The 16233-nt window shown below is 62.3% G+C and carries 13 protein-coding genes and 3 pseudogenes; 14 read left to right on the top strand and 2 right to left on the bottom strand.

All coding sequences use genetic code 11. The features are described from left to right. A partial coding sequence (locus ACWDKQ_RS13600) for an ATP-binding protein (protein WP_450139065.1) occupies positions 1 to 2002 on the bottom strand: 2002 nt, incomplete at its 3' end. Positions 2003 to 2185: 183 nt separating this feature from the next. On the opposite strand from ACWDKQ_RS13600, the gene ACWDKQ_RS13605 reads away from it, so the two are divergent. The 5 genes from ACWDKQ_RS13605 to ACWDKQ_RS13625 all read left to right on the top strand — a co-directional run bounded on the left by ACWDKQ_RS13605 (position 2186) and on the right by ACWDKQ_RS13625 (position 6972). Beyond that, entirely contained in the window at positions 2186 to 2632 is a 447-nt protein-coding gene (locus tag ACWDKQ_RS13605; RefSeq protein WP_450139066.1) for a hypothetical protein, read from the top strand. 837 nt (positions 2633 to 3469) lie between these two features. After that, positions 3470 to 4489: a response regulator transcription factor gene (locus ACWDKQ_RS13610; RefSeq protein ID WP_450139067.1), complete on the top strand. Its 1020-nt coding sequence runs from the start codon at positions 3470 to 3472 to the stop codon at positions 4487 to 4489. A 180-nt stretch (positions 4490 to 4669) separates the two neighbouring features. Continuing rightward, complete coding sequence (locus ACWDKQ_RS13615) at positions 4670 to 4918, top strand: hypothetical protein (protein WP_450139068.1); 249 nt, start codon at positions 4670 to 4672, stop codon at positions 4916 to 4918. Beyond that, on the top strand, positions 4918 to 6465 hold the full coding sequence (locus ACWDKQ_RS13620; RefSeq protein WP_450139069.1) for a sodium:solute symporter family protein: 1548 nt from the start codon (positions 4918 to 4920) through the stop codon (positions 6463 to 6465). The genes ACWDKQ_RS13615 and ACWDKQ_RS13620 overlap by 1 nt, the downstream gene beginning before the upstream one ends. A gap of 225 nt (positions 6466 to 6690) precedes the next feature. Then, positions 6691 to 6972 (top strand): acetyl-coenzyme A synthetase N-terminal domain-containing protein, encoded by a 282-nt coding sequence (locus ACWDKQ_RS13625; protein WP_450139070.1) that lies wholly within the window; start codon positions 6691 to 6693, stop codon positions 6970 to 6972. Between the two features lie 19 nt (positions 6973 to 6991). On the opposite strand, the pseudogene ACWDKQ_RS13630 reads toward ACWDKQ_RS13625, so the two are convergent. Next, positions 6992 to 7135, bottom strand: a pseudogene (locus ACWDKQ_RS13630) (AMP-binding protein); the annotation flags it as partial. A gap of 124 nt (positions 7136 to 7259) precedes the next feature. Between ACWDKQ_RS13630 and ACWDKQ_RS13635 the strand changes: the two are divergent. The 9 genes and pseudogenes from ACWDKQ_RS13635 to ACWDKQ_RS13675 all read left to right on the top strand — a co-directional run. Next, positions 7260 to 7528: pseudogene (locus tag ACWDKQ_RS13635) on the top strand (AMP-binding enzyme); the annotation flags it as partial. A gap of 78 nt (positions 7529 to 7606) precedes the next feature. Then, positions 7607 to 8275, top strand: coding sequence for an SDR family oxidoreductase (locus tag ACWDKQ_RS13640; RefSeq protein WP_450139111.1), 669 nt, complete (start codon positions 7607 to 7609; stop codon positions 8273 to 8275). Positions 8276 to 8373: 98 nt separating this feature from the next. Beyond that, positions 8374 to 8679, top strand: coding sequence for a hypothetical protein (locus ACWDKQ_RS13645; protein WP_450139071.1), 306 nt, complete (start codon positions 8374 to 8376; stop codon positions 8677 to 8679). 11 nt (positions 8680 to 8690) lie between these two features. Continuing rightward, positions 8691 to 10955: a N,N-dimethylformamidase beta subunit family domain-containing protein gene (locus ACWDKQ_RS13650; protein WP_450139072.1), complete on the top strand. Its 2265-nt coding sequence runs from the start codon at positions 8691 to 8693 to the stop codon at positions 10953 to 10955. 132 nt (positions 10956 to 11087) lie between these two features. Further along, a complete protein-coding gene (locus ACWDKQ_RS13655) occupies positions 11088 to 11465 on the top strand; it encodes a nuclear transport factor 2 family protein (protein ID WP_450139073.1) in 378 nt (125 codons plus the stop codon). 565 nt (positions 11466 to 12030) lie between these two features. Further along, positions 12031 to 12255, top strand: a pseudogene (locus ACWDKQ_RS13660) (amidohydrolase family protein); the annotation flags it as partial. A 70-nt stretch (positions 12256 to 12325) separates the two neighbouring features. Next, positions 12326 to 13252 carry a maleylpyruvate isomerase family mycothiol-dependent enzyme gene (locus ACWDKQ_RS13665; RefSeq protein ID WP_450139074.1) on the top strand — a complete coding sequence of 309 codons (927 nt, stop codon included), beginning with the start codon at positions 12326 to 12328 and terminating at the stop codon, positions 13250 to 13252. A gap of 291 nt (positions 13253 to 13543) precedes the next feature. Beyond that, on the top strand, positions 13544 to 13663 hold the full coding sequence (locus ACWDKQ_RS13670; protein ID WP_450139075.1) for a hypothetical protein: 120 nt from the start codon (positions 13544 to 13546) through the stop codon (positions 13661 to 13663). 115 nt (positions 13664 to 13778) lie between these two features. Beyond that, a complete protein-coding gene (locus ACWDKQ_RS13675) occupies positions 13779 to 15245 on the top strand; it encodes an NAD-dependent succinate-semialdehyde dehydrogenase (RefSeq protein WP_450139076.1) in 1467 nt (488 codons plus the stop codon). Positions 15246 to 16233 lie beyond the last annotated feature (988 nt).

Below are 16233 nucleotides of genomic sequence, written 5' to 3' on the forward strand. Positions count from 1 at the left end.
CAGCTTCCGCGTATAGCTCATTAAAGGCGTAGAAGCCGAACCGAGGGTTACCGATCGGCCGCCACATCGCGTCGCTTGCTCCAAGCAGCCGCGCAGCCTGTGTGACGTCGCCTTCAGCACCGCTGATCACGGCCGCCACGTCGAGACAAGACGGCTGGCCCAACAGATCATCGAGATTGTGCATGATCCCAAGCGCCTCCCGTATGCGTGCGCGTGCTTCGCTGAGGTCGCCGTCGATCAACCGAGCAAAGGAAATCGCCCACAGAGCCCAGGACATTACCCATTGCTCGCCATGGGCTGCGCAGAATTTCTGGCACTCGCGGAAGATATCGGTAGCACTGTCGAGATCTCCTCGGCAGGCGGCGGCCAATGATCGGTGAGGGTACGCAATACCGGTAAGGCAGTTCAGTTCGTTCAACGCCCGATGCTCGGCGAGTGACCGGTCCCACATCATCGTCGCACTCGCGAGATCACCTTTGAACAGGTAGGTCATGCCCAAGAACTGCTTCGCATGCGCCAACACCCGTTCGTCGCCGCTCTGGCGCGCTAGTGCACAACTCTCGTCGAGAAGCACGATGCTCTGTGTGATGTCCCCTTGCAGGCCCGCAATATAGCCATCAATGCAGAGCGCCCAGGCGCGGTCCCGGTCGGGCTGCGCATGTTTCGCGAGTGCTCGTCCCAGCCAGTAACGTCCGTCACGCAGGCAACCGCACGCGACCCAATAATACCACAGCGCCACTGCCATGCGTATCGCGGCGCGAGATTCGCCCGGTTCAGTCAGGCAAAAGTCGAGTGCCCTCCAAAGGTTAGCTCTATCGAGTCTGAGACGTTGGGCCCACTTCTTCTGATCGGGGCCGAAGCAACCGGCGTAAAGCTGCTCCGCGAAACGAAAATAATGATCCCGGTGTTGGCGGCGCACTTCCAGTTCCTTGCCGCTGTCGGCAAGCCGCTCACGTCCGAACTGTCGAATCGTCTCCAACATCCGATACCGTGCCCGAGAGCCTATTCCCTCGTAGCGAGTAAGAACCGACTTTTGCACCAGCCCCGCCACTCCGGTGAACACGTCCTGCGCGTTCATCCCCTCATCCGCGCAGACGCTTTCCGCGGCCTGCAGATCGAATCCCCCGGCGAACACCGACAACCGCGCCCACAAGACCCGCTCCTGCTCCGAGCATAGATCGAAACTCCACTCCACTGCTGCCCGCAACGTCTGGTGGCGAGGCAAAGCGCCTCGATTGCCGCCCGTCAGTAGTCGGTACCGGTCCTCCAATCGGGCCAGAATTTCCTCTACCGACAACACCTGCATCTGCACGGCCGCCAACTCGATAGCCAATGGCAAACCATCCAACCGCTGGCACAGCCGCGTCACGGCAACCTCGTTATCCCCACTCAGCTGGAAACCGGGCAGCACCGCGGTAGCACGTTCCTCAAACAATGCCAGCGACTCGTACTGTGGGCCCTGCCGTGGGATGTTGACAGTCAATTCGCCATTGTTTTTCGTGCTGGTCACATCGGGTACCGACAAGGACGGCACCGGCCACACGTGCTCGCCCGCCACACCCAGTGACTGCCGGCTGGTGACCAAAAATCGCACGCCGGGGGCAGCGGGCAGCAGCCTGCTGACGAGCTCGCTGCAGGCATCGAGCAGATGCTCGCAGTTATCCAAAACGAGAAGCAGACGCTTATCCGCCAAGTACTCGATCAGCACCGCGTCCAACGCGCGCGTCGACTGGTTACGCAACTCCAATGCCTCAAATAGAGCGTGACACAACAACGATGGGTCCTGCAGCTTCGCCAACTCGATCAGCCACACGCCTTGCGGGAAAGCCCGCCGAACATCCCGAGCTACCCGCAACGCGAGCCGCGACTTACCCACGCCGCCAACACCAGTCAACGTCACCAATCGCGACGCCGACATCAATCGCTTAACATCCGCCACAGCCTGCCGTCGGCCCACAAAGCTCGTCAGTTCCCCCGGCAGACCGCCCGACACACTGACCATCAAAACCACCAGAAAATCAAGTTCAAAATTCCATAATACTGAAGGGCGTGGTCAAGTCAATGTCACGCGTTGGCTCATAAAAAGGCCCGCGTGGAGTCGGTGCTTCGCGGACGGATGCCCGCGTACCGGCGTGTCGCCGATCTGCGGTGGTAGGGGTGGCTCATCGCGCTGATGGGATTGACGATGGGTCAGCGTCAGGCGGTGATCAGGCAGAGCGCCACGCGCTACCGGTCAGCATCCAAGACCGGCAAGGCCGCGATCTCGGACGAGTTGTGCGCGTTGACCGCGTGTCACCGTGACCCGCAAGGCGTTGCGGCGGCATTGCGCCCGAAACACGTTGTTCGGCAACGGAAATCATGCCAACCGGTGTACGGGCCGGAGGTGATCGCGGCGTTGACGTTCTGCTGGGCGGTGATGGGCGGTCCGGCGGGTAAGCGCATGGCACCGTTCCTGCCGGAGATCGTCGACCGGCTACGGGCCTGCGGTGAGCTGACCATCACCGACGCGGTGGCTGACCAGTTGGCTGGGATCTCGGCGGCCACCATCGACCGCCGCCTCGCCGATGAACGCAAGAAACTTCAGGTCAACGCCGTTGCGTTAGCTGGGGACGCCGCAGCGAGAGGATCGTAGGCCACCTGGGTTGACCGAGTGCAGGGCCGGGGAGCATGTGCGGGCACGAGGCTGCTTCGTCTCCAAGTAAGGCAGCCGGGTGAACCCGTCGATCCCGTAGGGACATCCCCGTCCCGGCCCCAGCCGACCGGGACAAGCAACCCCGAAACGAAACCGGCGTAACCCCCGTGGCGGCAACGGGCTGCCGACCCGGAGGGCAAGCTGTTCGTCCGGGCCGTGGTCGACGTCAGCCCACCAGCTTGCCCTCGCGGCTTGCTTGAGCCGTGTGCGGCGACGAGTCACATGCATGGTTCTCAGCGGGACCGCCGCAGCAATGCGGCGGTCCTACCCGACCGGGAGGGGAAGTTCCTCCAGGCTACCCGACTCACGTTGGTCTGCTTCAGGTTTCCCGGGTACCGATCATGGTGCATGGTGGCGAGTTGGTGACGGAGGGTGAGATTTCCGGTCTTTCTCGCGGTCGGTCATCGGCGAGCGTTGCAGGGCAGCGAAGACGTGGGCGGCAGTGAGTTGACAAAGCGGACCAGCAGGAGACGCGATCACGCCGGACGGTAAGCCCGTCATACGCCGATGGCTGTTGACCTGCACGGAGCAACTCGCGGGCGCGCCCAGGACTGGAGGTGCGCCGAGGTTCTCGTAATTATGCGTACCCGCTCCGTGACTGCTCTCAAGGCTCAGTCGACGTGTGAAGGCGCCTGGCATGATTCCAAAACGCGAGACCTACCCAGGTCGTGAGCTGGATGGGATAATTGGCCTGAGAAGCCCAGAATCGATCACGTACGGTTAGGTCTCGGAACATCAGTTGTTCCCCGACGTGTTGACGCTGTTCCTAGGGGCACCATGCAGATTGAAGCCATTCTGCCGGCGATGGCTGAAGGAGACTCGGAACGTGCCGTCGACCACGACGACGTGCGAGTGCGTGCACTGACGGCGATGCATGTGCTGCGCGAGTTGATTCCGTGGGATGGGTACGCCTTGTCTGCATGGGATGCCGGGTCGGGAACTCACCGTCATGTCACGCTCGCGAGCGAGGGCTACTCGCCCGAGGTCCAGGACCACATGAACGATGCTTTCGTAGCGCAGAACCCCGGGTTTCAGCTACTGCACACGCGCGTTTCCCGCGCGCTGCGGTGGTCTGACCTGGCTCGCGACTGGCACGTCGCATTCGCGAGTACCTACTCCGCGGAGGAAGTACTGATCCCCGCAGGCTTCAAGGAAGGCGCCACCATGTGCCTGCGCCTTCCCGATGGCCGATACACAGGTGCCTTGCACGTCAGCTGGGCGAACGCCAAGGCCGCCAGTGATGAGGCGCGCAATACCATCGAGAGGTTCCGCCCGCTGCTTGCCACCGCCTGTGACCTGCTTCGCACCGCGCATAGGGGAGTCGACCGGCTGGGGCCCGATGCGCACGCCGTTCTCGTCTCGAGAGACGGGAAGGTTGCCGACATGCCGGGCCGGTCAGCCGGTCCCGTGCTTTCGGACGGAAGCCGCCTGAGGATGCTGCTCGCGCGGCATGCGAACTTGCTTGGTCGTAGACGGTATCTCTGGGCAGACGCGGAGGGCGGCTGTCACCGGGTTGAGACCATTCCCTGTCGCGGTCAGCTGAGTCTCGTCGTTGAACGGCAGATTCGTTGGCCGTTCGGTCTGAGCCAGCGTGAGGCGCAGATCCTCCACCTGATAGCCGAGGGCTACTCGAACCCGAATATTGCGGCGCAACTCTACATCAGTCCGAGAACGGTGTCGACGCACGTCGAGCATATCCTGAGCAAGCTCGGATGCCAGTCGCGGGCGCAGCTCGCGGCGATCGCGGTCAGTGCGGACCTGCTGCTCATCGAGGAAGCGCTCGGCAGCGGACTCTGACCTTCACGCCGGTGACCTGCTCGCCAAGGGATGTCGACCCGTCGAGGCCAGGGCCGCGCTGTGTCTGTGTGGCCGTCGCTCCAACCTCCTTCTGATACGTCGGTTGACGGATGCCCCTGAGGTGGCCGGTGAATAGGGTCACTACATCCGCCAGGTTAACCCGAGCCTAAGGAGTAGAGAATGTCAGAAACCAGGCGTGTTAATGTCGACGCGTCAAGCTCTGGTGCTCGACGCGTGTTCGGTGTTCTCTTCGCCGCCGCGTATCTCCTGGCGCTTCTCCCGCCGGTCTACATCGGTATGACAAAACTTCACGATGTTGTCCTCGGACTGCCGATCTCGGTGTGGTACCTGTTCTTCGTCTGTCTCTTCGCCCTTGGCCTTTGTGCCGTGCTGTACGTCTACGAATCCGCACGTGGGGAGCTGGACTGATGGTTATCACATTCATGGTTCTTGCAGCGTTCTTTGCGGTGATCATCGTTGTACTGCATGTCTCCAAGAAGCGGCAGGACCTTTCCACATTTAGCCACTACGCGGTCGGCGAGCGGTCGTTCAGCAGCTGGTTCGTCGCCATGGCCTACACGAACTCGTGGTGGCCCGGCGCAACGTTCACCGTGTTCTTCGGATTAGGGGTCACCTCCGGCGTCCTCGGACTGTACGCACTCGTCTACACAGTTCTAGGCGTCATGGCGATGTACTTTATGGCGCGGCCGGTGTGGAAGTGGGGTAAGAAGTTCGATCTGCGTACCCAGTCCGACCTGCTCGTCCTCCGCTACAACAAGCGGGCCATCAAGCCGCTTTCCAGCATTATCAGTTCACTCGCACTTTTTCCGTGGCTGGTCCTTGGCCTGCAGGCGATGGGCGCGGTCATTTCGTGGGCATCGTTCGGGAGGATCCCCCTGACGACCTGCATCGTGGTGGGCGTCGGCCTGATCGCGATTCGTCAGTTCTGGACGATCCAGATGGGCATGCGCGGCTTGATTATCTCCGACATGGTCCAAGGCATCGTCGCTTACGTCGGCTCGGCCCTGCTCAGCCTCGGGCTGATCATGTTCTACTTCCACGGCCTCAGTGGTGTGGGTGAGTTGCCGGCAGCGAAGTTAACCCTGCCGGACTTCGACTCGACCGTTGGCGGCTGGTTCTACTTCGGCATCGTCGCTGCGGGGATCATCGGCAGCCTGTGCTGGCCCAACATCATGACCCGCATCTACACGGCCGGAAGTGTCCGACAGGTCAAGAAGGGCGTCATCCAGACGATGGTGATCACCCTGCTCTTCTACGGGCTGATGACTCTCGTCGCGATGGCGGCGATCCCACTCGCCATCGCGGCCGGCAACCCGGAAGCGGCCTGGTTCTCCATCGCGGAGGATGCGGGCGGCACCTGGCTCCTCGCTGCCGCCGTGCTGATCGTATTTGCCGCTGCGATGGGTTTCGTAGATGGAGTCGTTCAGTCCCTCGGTACCCAGATGGCCAACGACATCATCGGCATCATGCGCCCACTCCGCGACAAGCAGGAGATTGTGATCGCGAAGTCCGCGATGGCGGTTTACGTCCTCCTCGCCGCGATTGTGGCCTACCAGACCTACTCTTGGTCCCACCTCATCGACCTCGCCCAGCTCTCTTACCAGGCGATTATCCAGATCGCGGTCCCGCTTTTCGCAGGTCTTTTCTGGCGACGCGGAAACAGTGTGGCTGCGATCGCCGGGATGATGGTGGGGACGGCGGTCGCCATCGGTCTCAGCATTACGTACTTCAGCGAGGCGGGCGCGATTCCTTGGCTGGCGGGCGTCGGCTCTGGCCTCGTGGGCCTCGCCGCGAACCTGGTCCTATACGTCCTGTGCAGCTACCTGGTGCCGACCTCGCAAGCCGAGCGGACGCGTGTCAATGAGCTATTCGAACACGCGCGATCCGGTCGCGTCGTGGTGGAAGCGACGCCTTCCGCCGTGACGTCGGCGGGCAGCGCTCCCGGTGCCCCGTAGCCGCCTGAAAGGTGGAGGCCGTCGCTGCGATCGATCCTGCTGCGGCCTCCACTGCCATCGCCTGCACGTCTGGACATGTTCAGAGTCCAGGGAAGGGATCCGACTTGAGCGCACGAACTGCACTACCGGAGCAGAGTCTGTCGAGCCTGTTGCACGGGGGCCGTCGCTTCGAGCCGCCGGCTGAGCTGGCGGCAAGCGCGAACCTGACCGCGGACGCCTACGAACATGTCACCAAGCATCGGGAGGAGTTCTGGGGCCGAGCAGGCCGAGCGGCTGTCCTGGGCGCAGAAGTGGGACAGGGTGCTGGGCGTGAGTAACCCGCAGTTCGTGAAGGGGTTCATGGGCGCGACGCTGAACGCGGCGTGCAACTGCGTGGACCGGAACGTCGAGTCTGGACGCGGGAATAAGATCGCGTTCCACCGGGTGGGTGAGCCGGAGGGCGACACCCGCGATCTGACCTACACCGACCTGCAGGCGGCTTTAGGTCGAAGACCGCCCAGTGCGTGAACGCCGACCCGGTCGAGTAACCGCCAGTGGTGTGCAGGATTTCCTTCGGCTTGCCGGTCGAGCCGGAGGTGTACATCACGTACAACGGGTGCTGTGCGTCGAACGGCTCCGGCGTGTGTTCGGCCGACGCGCCGTCGACTATTTGGCGCCACCACACGTCCACGCCGTCGTTGCAGGCAACGTCCTGCCCGGTGCCCCGGACGACGAAACCTTCTCCACCGTGCTGGTCTTCAGTGCCTAAATAGTCGACCGCAGGCTTCAGCGCCGAGTCCGTGCCGCGCCGGTGTGCATTCGTGATCCTGCGCGACGACGAGTCAGGCGACGGCGGCCAGAATTTTGTCCAGGAGTTACGTCAGCGCGTCCGCAAACAGATCGGCCCGATCGCCACCCCACATCCCATCATGATCGTACTCGAACTACCCAAGACCTGTTCCGGCAAGCTCATACGCCGTCTACTGCGCGATTTCGCCGAAGGGAGCGAGATTGGCGACCCGGCACCCTCGCCGACTCATCGGTCATGGAACTGATCTCGGTTGGCTTGAGGCGAAATGAATGAAAAGGAGTGACACCGATGTCGAACGTGACTGATCCCGGTCTCCATGGTGACGCGGTCCCTGGACGACGTGCGTTGACCGTGATCGTCGGCGCCCATGGCGGCATTGGCTTGCGCGTGGGTGCCCTGCTGGCTGCACGGGGAGACTGGGTGCGCGGCGTGATCCGGCAGGCTGACCAGGCAGCTGATCTCGCGCGGATCGGGGTGGAGCCGGTCGTAGCTGATCTCGAGTCCGCAACGGTCGCGGAGTTCACCGAGATCGTTGCCGGGGCACGGACCGTGATCTTCACTGCCGGCGCTGGCGGCGGAAGCAGTTGGGAGCGTAAGGACGCAGTGGATCGACGCGGCGTGAGTCTGGTGGCCGACGCCAGCGCCGCCGCCAAGGTTGACCAACTGCTCCTCGTCTCGGCCATGCGCGTGGATCTGGTGCGCGATGGAGCTGAACCGGAAGAGATCTCGCTGCCCTTCGCGGACTATCTTCGCGCCAAACTCGCTGCGGAAGAGGACTTGCGGGCGCGGCAGCAACCCTGGCTGATCCTCCGCCCAGGCCAACTCACCGAGGAACCAGGCACCGGACACGTCACCCTGGCCGATGCCGTACCCCGGGGTCCGGTCTCCCGGGACGACGTCGCGACCGTGCTGGTCGGACTTGCTAACCGAAACGATGTCGTCCATCGGGTGCTCGAGCTAGGGGCTGGCGACACTCCGATCGAACAGGCAGTTGCGTCCCTTGCGCCAACTGACCGTTGAAGCCCTGATCTGCCCATTCTGGAGCAAGCTACCGACGGGCGAAACCGAAGTCAGTCAGGCGGAGCTTCACCCGCAATACATGTACTCGAGGAGCAAAAATGATTCAACCACCGCCGCGGACGCTTGCAGAGGAGTTCCGAACTGATCCCCTGGGACGCCACTCACCGGCACTACAACGACTGCTCTACCTGTTCCGAGGCTCGCCACTTGAGGGCAAGTACGCCCTCGTTCGCGGCAAGCAGAACGGAACCCTGCTGCTGGCTCAGCTCTCGGGCCGTCGTGACAAGGGCATCACCGTCCTGCCCGATCAGCACTTTCACAGCAGAGCCGAGGCCGAGTGGGAGGTCTTCTGCCGCCGGTGGAGCCAGTTCTTCGGCGAAGAACTCGATCGCGAGGGACAGTGAGGAGCGGCATCATGGATCAGCACATTGCCGGCTACGCCGACCAGATCAGCGTGCTGCCCGGAGAATCGATCAATGTGATGCTCAGCTGCGAGGGAGTTGAGGCTTACACGGCCGAGATCGTCAGGATCATCAACGGCGACGTCAATCCGGACGGGCCCGGCTTCAAGACCGAGCGGATCAGCTCGATTGCGTCGATTAGCGGTGTAGCGCGTAATCAGACCATCCATGCCGGTTCTTTCGGGGTAGTCGCCGCAAACTCCATAGTGGAGCTGCCGGACTCCTTTTCGGTTCAGGCCTTTATCTGGCCGACGACGCCCGACAAGGGCGATCAGACGATCATCGGCCGCTTCCACAGTGGAACAAGGCGAGGATATCGGCTGGGTATAGACGAAGCGGGTGCTTTAGCGTTCACTGTCGGCTCGACTGATGGTGCGCCGATCATCGTCTCAACCGGTGTCCCCTTACTTGCCCGCCAGTGGTACTTGGTCGGGGCCTCCTACGACGCGGAGACTCGCGAACTGTCCCTGCACCAGTTGGCTGTCTCGCCGGCCCTGCCGGAGCAACACACGAGTTCGGTGACCGTGACTGCGGACCGACCTGCTGCGATGGATACCGGCAGCGAAGTGCCGCTGATGTTCGCCGCCGACTACGCCGGCACGGTACGCGGAAACACAGTAGGTAATGCTCACTTCAATGGGAAGCTTGAGCGCCCCCGGCTGGCTGCTCGCGCGCTGAACTTCGTTGAGATGCAGGAGTTGGCAGAGGTCACGCCCTCGTCGGCCGCACGTTCGACCGCGCTGGCCATCTGGGATTTCTCGGTCGACATTCCGGGCACGACAATCCTCGACGTTTCGCCCAACCAGCTCCACGGCGAACTGATCCAGCTCCCGGTGCGGGGCGTCACCGGTGCGAACTGGTCCGGTGAGGAGATGTCCTGGCGGCATCGGCCGCACGAGTACGGCGCCATTCATTTCCACGACGACGATCTCTACGACGCGGCTTGGGACGTGGACTTCACCGTCGAGCTGCCAGCAAACCTGCGCAGCGGCTTCTACGCGGTCCACATCTGGCACGGAGAGGTCGAGGACTACGTCCCCTTCGTGGTCAGGGCCAAGAAGCCGAAACAGGGGGCCAGATTGCTCTTCGTCGCGCCGACCGCCAGTTATCTTGCCTACGCGAATGAACACATGGCCACCGATGGACAGTTGACCCAGCTGCTCACCGACAAACTGCATCTGTTCGATGACAACGACCTTTTTTTGGCTGAGCATCGGGAATACGGTAGCTCGACTTACGACACGCACTCCGACGGGAGCGGAGTCTGTTATTCCTCCCGCCTGCGACCGATCCTGAACATGCGCCCGAAGTACGCATCCTGGCTTGGGGGAAACCAATCCTCACTGTGGCAGTTCAATGCCGACACCCATATCGTGGACTGGCTCGAGGCGAACGCCATCGACTACGACGTCATCACCGACGAGGACATTCACCGGGACGGCCTGGCCGCGTTGGCCCCGTACCCCGTGGTCATGACCGGCACTCATCCGGAATACATTTCGACACGGATGCGGCAGAGCTTCGAAGAGTATCTAAATGCCTCGGGCCGGCTGATCTATATGGGCGGCAACGGTTTCTACTGGCGGGTCGCGTTCAGCGCGAGCCTTCCTGGCGTCATGGAAGTGCGGAAGGCCGAGAACGGCGTGCGAGCCTGGGCAGCGCAGCCGGGGGAGTACTACACGGCGTTCACTGGCGAGTACAGCGGACTGTGGCGTAACTCCGGCAAGACTCCACAGCAGTTACTAGGGACGGGGTTTACTGCTCAGGGCTTTGACGTCTCGTCACCCTATTACCGGCGGCCGGAGAGTTGCGATCCGCGTGTGGCGTTCATGTTCGAGGGCATTGACGACGAGGTCCTCGGAGATTTCGGTCTGATCGGCGGCGGCGCTGCGGGCTTGGAGCTGGACCGTGTCGATCCCTTGCTCGGTACACCCGCGCATGCGCTGGTCGTGGCGAGTTCAGCCGGGCACTCCGATGTTTATATGGTGACCAACGACGAGATCCTGGTCAATGCCCCAACTTATACCGGCACGACCTCCGACCTCGTCCGCGCCGATATGACCTTCTTCGAAACACCTAGCGGGGGAGCGGTGTTTTCCGCCAGTTCGATCGCCTTCTCCGGGAGCCTGTCGCACGCCGATTACGACAACAACATCTCGCAGCTGGTGCGCAATGTCGTGAAGCGATTCCTGCACCCGGAGCCGTTTGTCGTGCCGTGATCCAGATCATTGCCGTGCAAAGTCCGTTGATTGACGTATGGCGGCGGAGATGCGGGCATAGCTAACGTGCGGTGTGTGGACGCGGCCATCTGGCCACATTCGCGGCAGGTCCATTCACAGTGAAGGAGCATGATGTCTGAGGAATTGCGGGCAGTGGAAAATGTGTTGGCCCAGTACTTCGATGCGCTGCATTTTGGCGACGGCCCCAAGATGGAGAGTGTCTTCCATCCGCAGGGACGGCTTTTTTCCGCCACTGGCAACAAGTTTGTCGAGCTCAGTGTCGCCGACTACGTCAAAATCCTTGCGGGGCGGCCGTCCTCGGAGAGTCGCGGCGATGCCCGACACGATCGGATCTTGTCGCTGACGCTGTCCAGTCCGACGGCTGTGCACGCTCGAGTTCAGGCGGCGTACTTGCCCAAGCTGTTCACCGATGACCTCACCTTCATCCTGCACGAGGGCGAGTGGCGGATCATCTCCAAGGTCTACGACTGGCAAGAAGTCGGCGTGTGAGTAGGGCGTTGAGGAGTACGTGGAAACGACTTGCATAGTCGCCAACTGATGACTGCGCAACCCGGGCCTGGTTCCGTTCCGTAGCGCAGGACGGAACCAGGCTGCTTCGGTACCTGGCGATGTTTCGTCAGTGGGGTTTAGGCCCAGCCGAGCACGAGGCGCTTGCTCAGCAACGGTCGGATCGACCCCCGTGAGTTCCGCGAAACGGCGGGGGCGGCTGGTCCAGCCGAACACGCTCGGCTTTGCGCAGGTGTCTAACGCGGTGTGCACGTCGGAGAGGATCGGACTTCCTGCCGTTCGCAGAGTTGGTCAGGCAAGCCTTGCCCAGCCACGCGCCCAGGTCATGGCACCGTCCTCCTCGGGTTTCAGCAGCCGCGCCAAGTCTTTTGCGATGATGGCGGCTTGGCGAAACCCACCCAGGCCAGTCTCAGCTGCGGTGATACCGACCCGAAGGGCGAGCCAATGTTGCCCCAGCCGGTCAAGATGCGATCCAGGAAGCTTTGACGCTGGCATTCTACTGGCGGGTTCCTCAGGGCTGCCGGTCGTCGAAAATCTGCGCCAGGGCATGCAATCAGCCGTGGACAGACGGACCGGCGCCGGCTCGACGCTCGCCCCCGCTGAGGCGATCACGCCTGAAGGGGCACTGGGCACGCACACAGAGTGGGCGGCGCGCGCCACGGGACAGATCAGCGACAAGGGCACCCTCGGACGTGGAAAGCTAGCCGACTTCACCGTGTTTTCGGCGTCGCCACTGACCGCAGAGAGCATCGCCGAACTCGACATCGTGGCGACCGTGCTCGGCGACGAGCTGTCTACGACGCGCGGGATCGCGCCAAGTCCGCCGCAGCCTTGGATGCGTCATGACGCAAGGAACTTACACCCACCTTTTGGACCTTGCCGTGTCCTTGCGCATCCGTGCGGGGCGATCGGCGCCGGCCTACACCCTGACATGGTGCTCGCACCTCAAATCGGAGGAGCTCACAATGAATGAACGAAATGACGTTTCACAGCCATTGATCAACACGGATCGAGCGGCGGGGCTGGTTCAAGATCCGGAAATCATCACCGATCTCGCGGATGCGCGTCAGGGCCAAGCGTTCTTCGACCAAAAGCTTCGCGAACTCGGTACCGACGAGCTGCAGCAGCCCTCACTCCTTCCTGGATGGACTCGCGCGCACGTGATCGCACATGTTGGCTATAACGCTCGCGCGCTCGGCCGTCTCGTCACGTGGGCGGAGACCGGCATCGAGTACCCGATGTACGAGTCGGCTGAGGCACGTAATAGTGAAATTGACCGTGGGGCAACTCTCTCCGAACCAGAACTCCGTCAATTATCTGGAGACGAAGCCGGCCAACTTGATAAGGTGTGGCGGGACCTCGCGGAGGACCGCTGGGAGTATCAGGTAAAAAACGCACAGGGCCTCACGATTCCAGTATCGGAGACCGTGTGGATGAGATCACGTGAGCTTTGGTTACATGCGCTCGATCTCAATAATGGCGCGCGCCCCAACGATATCCCTGAATCGGCATTACGTCGAATTCTACAGGATGTCCTCAATACTTGGGCCAGTCGGGACGGCATTGTCTTGCACGCGCGAGTCAACGACTCCGGAGTTGATGTACAACCTCTTGGAGTCCAGGGTAATGACTTCAGCGTAACAAACGTTGTTGGCAACATGCCAGATCTAGTGATGTGGGCGGTTGGCCGACGTCGTCACGGGGTTGTGGAAGTTGATTCCGCGGGCCGCGAAATCTCCGCGGCACCGGAGCCTCCCCGGTGGATCTAGTGCTCCTGGCGTCAAACGTGCGAACGCAGATGCCAGCTCCAATCGAGAGGCCGAGTGTCGGCCCCGGCCTATCCCAGCGGGGAAGGCGCCTGCACTTGTGAAATCGGTACGCTAGAAAGAAAACCCATGTCAGCGACCACAGTTTTCGGCGGCCCGGACCGCGAGAACGCAAGCTCGTCACCAGCGTTCCTGGCCCCACTCGCAGGACCTCATAGCGCGTAAAAACGCCGCCGTTGCCTCCGGTGTGGGAGTCGTTCGGCCTATTACGATTGTCGCCGCGAACGGGAAGTCGTGGTCGACGCTGACGGAAAGTCACTTATTGACTTCGGTTCCGGCACAGCCGTGACTGGCGTCGGCAACGCTGCGCCCGCCGTCATCAAGGCCGTGACCGAGCAGGTGCAGGAAACGTGATTTGTTTCCTGCTGCCGCTCTCGATTTCGAACGAGCTACAACGCGAGGGCTTGCATATTGTCGCCAACGCACTCAAGGGCAACGCCTGATCCCGACCAGAAAGGATACGAGAACCATGGCACTAAAACCTCATGAGCAGGAGCTGATCGACCGCATTCAGGACGGTCTCTGCATCGCTGGATCCTGGGAGCCTGCAGAGTCGGGGGAGAGGTTCGACGTACTGGATCCCGCGACCGGGGAGGTCATCACATCGGTCGCCGACGCTACCGTCGCCGACGCCGTACGTGCGCTCGACGCCGCGGTGGCCGCGCAGGACAGCTGGGCCGCCACCTCAGCTCGTGAGCGCTCGAACATCCTTCGTCGTGCGTTCGATCTGTTGATGTCGCACAAGGAAGACTTCGCGCTCCTCATGAGCATCGAGATGGGGAAACCGATCGCCGAGGCGCGCGGCGAGGTCAACTACGGCGGTGAATTCCTCCGCTGGTTCTCCGAGGAAGCCGTTCGTGTGCGCGGCGACTATCGAGAGAACCCCGAAGGCAGCGGCACCATGCTCGTCTCCCATATTCCGGTGGGACCGTGCTACTTCATCACCCCGTGGAACTTCCCGCTCGCCATGGCGACCCGCAAGATTTCCCCGGCGCTTGCCGCGGGCTGCACCGTGGTAATCAAACCAGCTGAACTCACTCCGCTGACCACGATCTTCTTTGCGCAGCTGCTTGCGGAAGCGGGCCTGCCCGCCGGGGTCGTGAACGTGGTACCGACCTCACATCCCAGCGCACAATCGCAACGGCTGCTGTCGGATTCACGTCTGCGTAAGCTGAGCTTCACCGGTTCCACCCCGGTCGGCAGGTTGCTGCTCGAGGCGGCGGCACCGAACCTGCTGCGTACCTCGATGGAACTCGGTGGCAACGCGCCGTTCATCGTGTTCGAGGACGCTGATCTTGATCGCGCGGTCGAGGGTGTTCTGCTGGCGAAGTTCCGTAACATTGGTCAGGCGTGCACAGCGGCTAACCGCATCATGGTGCATGAGTCAGTCGCAGACGAGTTTGCCCGTCGCGTTGGCGAGAAGGTCGCCGCGATGACGATCGGTCGCGGCGCGGAAGAAGGCAACGACATCGGTGCGCTCGTCGACGAAAGAGCCGTCGCCAAGGCCGCTCGCTTCGTCAAGGATGCAGTAGATACCGGTGCGACCATCGTAATCGGCGGCAAGGTGATCGAGGGCAAGGGAAACTTCTTTCAGCCGACTGTGCTCGACAAGCTCAGCCCGCAGTCCGCGGTGATGCGCGAGGAGGTCTTCGGGCCGATCCTCGGAATCATCCGATTCTCCACCGAGGAGGAGGCCGTCAAAATCGCGAACGACACCGAGTACGGCCTCGTGAGCTACGTGTTCACCGAGAACATCCACCGCGGGCACCGCATGATCGAGAAACTTGAATCCGGAATGATGGGCCTCAACACGGGCCTTGTGTCGAACGCTGCGGCTCCATTTGGTGGCATCAAGCAATCAGGCATCGGCCGAGAGGGCGGCTTCGAGGGAATCCACGAGTTTCTTTCCACGAAGTACACGCTGCTCCCGCGATAGTCGAGTGTAAGTGCGCGGGAGTGTTCCGCTGGGATACGTTAGTTGATCGATTCGCCGAGCCGAAGTTGTACCTAAGCTCAACTCCATGACCAAGATTGAGCAGACGATTGAGATTCCACACCTTTCTGGATCACTAACTACCGCGCGAACTATGCTGGCGACGACGGGCGCCACCGGCTGCGCGTCAGCACGGTGAACCTGCGGGACCGCGACGGGCTCCACGGCAGGCTGGAAGAAGTCCGCTGCCCCATCCTGCCGCTTTGCGGCATCGCACCGGCGGAAGCAGGGCCTTGCGAAGCCGGAGACGTTCGATTTCCTGGGCTGTGCGTCCAGAGACTGGAGGTTGGTCATGTAGACGGCTGATCGCTGGTCGTGCTCGTCGTCGCTTGCCGGTGCAAGTCCGGTCGGGGTAACTGTCAGGAGGCCCCGTAGCAGACTGGCGTTGTCGAGGGGTGACCTTCGGCTGCGAAGCCCAGTGTCGAAAGCCCTGTAAGGGGGAGCAACCGGGCGGTCCGTAGCATCACGCGAAGCCTGCCGCGTCGTGAAAGTCCCGCAGGAAGGCGGAAAGAGGGAGAGCCGAGCCCGGATCCTCGGGGCGAAGGCCATGGAAGCGGCGAAGATCCTGAAGGTGCAGACGCGAGGAACTCCCCGGCGTAAGGGGCTCGGAACGTTCGGATAGTGGCGACGGGAACTGGAAAGGCCCTCCCCGGCCCGGTGACCTGCGTGCAAGACGTCACCGGAAGCTTGCTGCTCTATAACCGGTCCCCGCCGGGAAGTGAGTGGCTGCCGGAAGGGCGTCGGAGGCGGCAATAGTGTGCGCCGGGCGGCGCAGAGAGCTTGCTGGTGAAAGTCCAGCCGGACCGGCCCCAAGCGGGGTCCGTAGCCGAAGGCGGGGGTAATGCCTCGTTGGGCGCTGCTGGGAGGTGGAGGTGATGGCCGTGGTTGATGGCTGTTGTGTCGTGCTGACTGGCGGCGCAGGACAGGGCGC

The organism is Saccharopolyspora sp. NPDC000995 (assembly GCF_053599315.1).

Coding starts and splice junctions, on each gene's coding strand:
- ACWDKQ_RS13675 (WP_450139076.1), top strand. CDS start 13,779: ATGGCACTAAAACCTCATGAGCAGGAGCTGATCGACCGCATTCAGGAC.
- ACWDKQ_RS13665 (WP_450139074.1), top strand. CDS start 12,326: ATGACGCAAGGAACTTACACCCACCTTTTGGACCTTGCCGTGTCCTTG.
- ACWDKQ_RS13650 (WP_450139072.1), top strand. CDS start 8,691: ATGGATCAGCACATTGCCGGCTACGCCGACCAGATCAGCGTGCTGCCC.
- ACWDKQ_RS13620 (WP_450139069.1), top strand. CDS start 4,918: ATGGTTATCACATTCATGGTTCTTGCAGCGTTCTTTGCGGTGATCATC.
- ACWDKQ_RS13610 (WP_450139067.1), top strand. CDS start 3,470: ATGCAGATTGAAGCCATTCTGCCGGCGATGGCTGAAGGAGACTCGGAA.
- ACWDKQ_RS13625 (WP_450139070.1), top strand. CDS start 6,691: ATGTCACCAAGCATCGGGAGGAGTTCTGGGGCCGAGCAGGCCGAGCGG.
- ACWDKQ_RS13645 (WP_450139071.1), top strand. CDS start 8,374: ATGATTCAACCACCGCCGCGGACGCTTGCAGAGGAGTTCCGAACTGAT.
- ACWDKQ_RS13615 (WP_450139068.1), top strand. CDS start 4,670: ATGTCAGAAACCAGGCGTGTTAATGTCGACGCGTCAAGCTCTGGTGCT.
- ACWDKQ_RS13605 (WP_450139066.1), top strand. CDS start 2,186: ATGGGTCAGCGTCAGGCGGTGATCAGGCAGAGCGCCACGCGCTACCGG.
- ACWDKQ_RS13655 (WP_450139073.1), top strand. CDS start 11,088: ATGTCTGAGGAATTGCGGGCAGTGGAAAATGTGTTGGCCCAGTACTTC.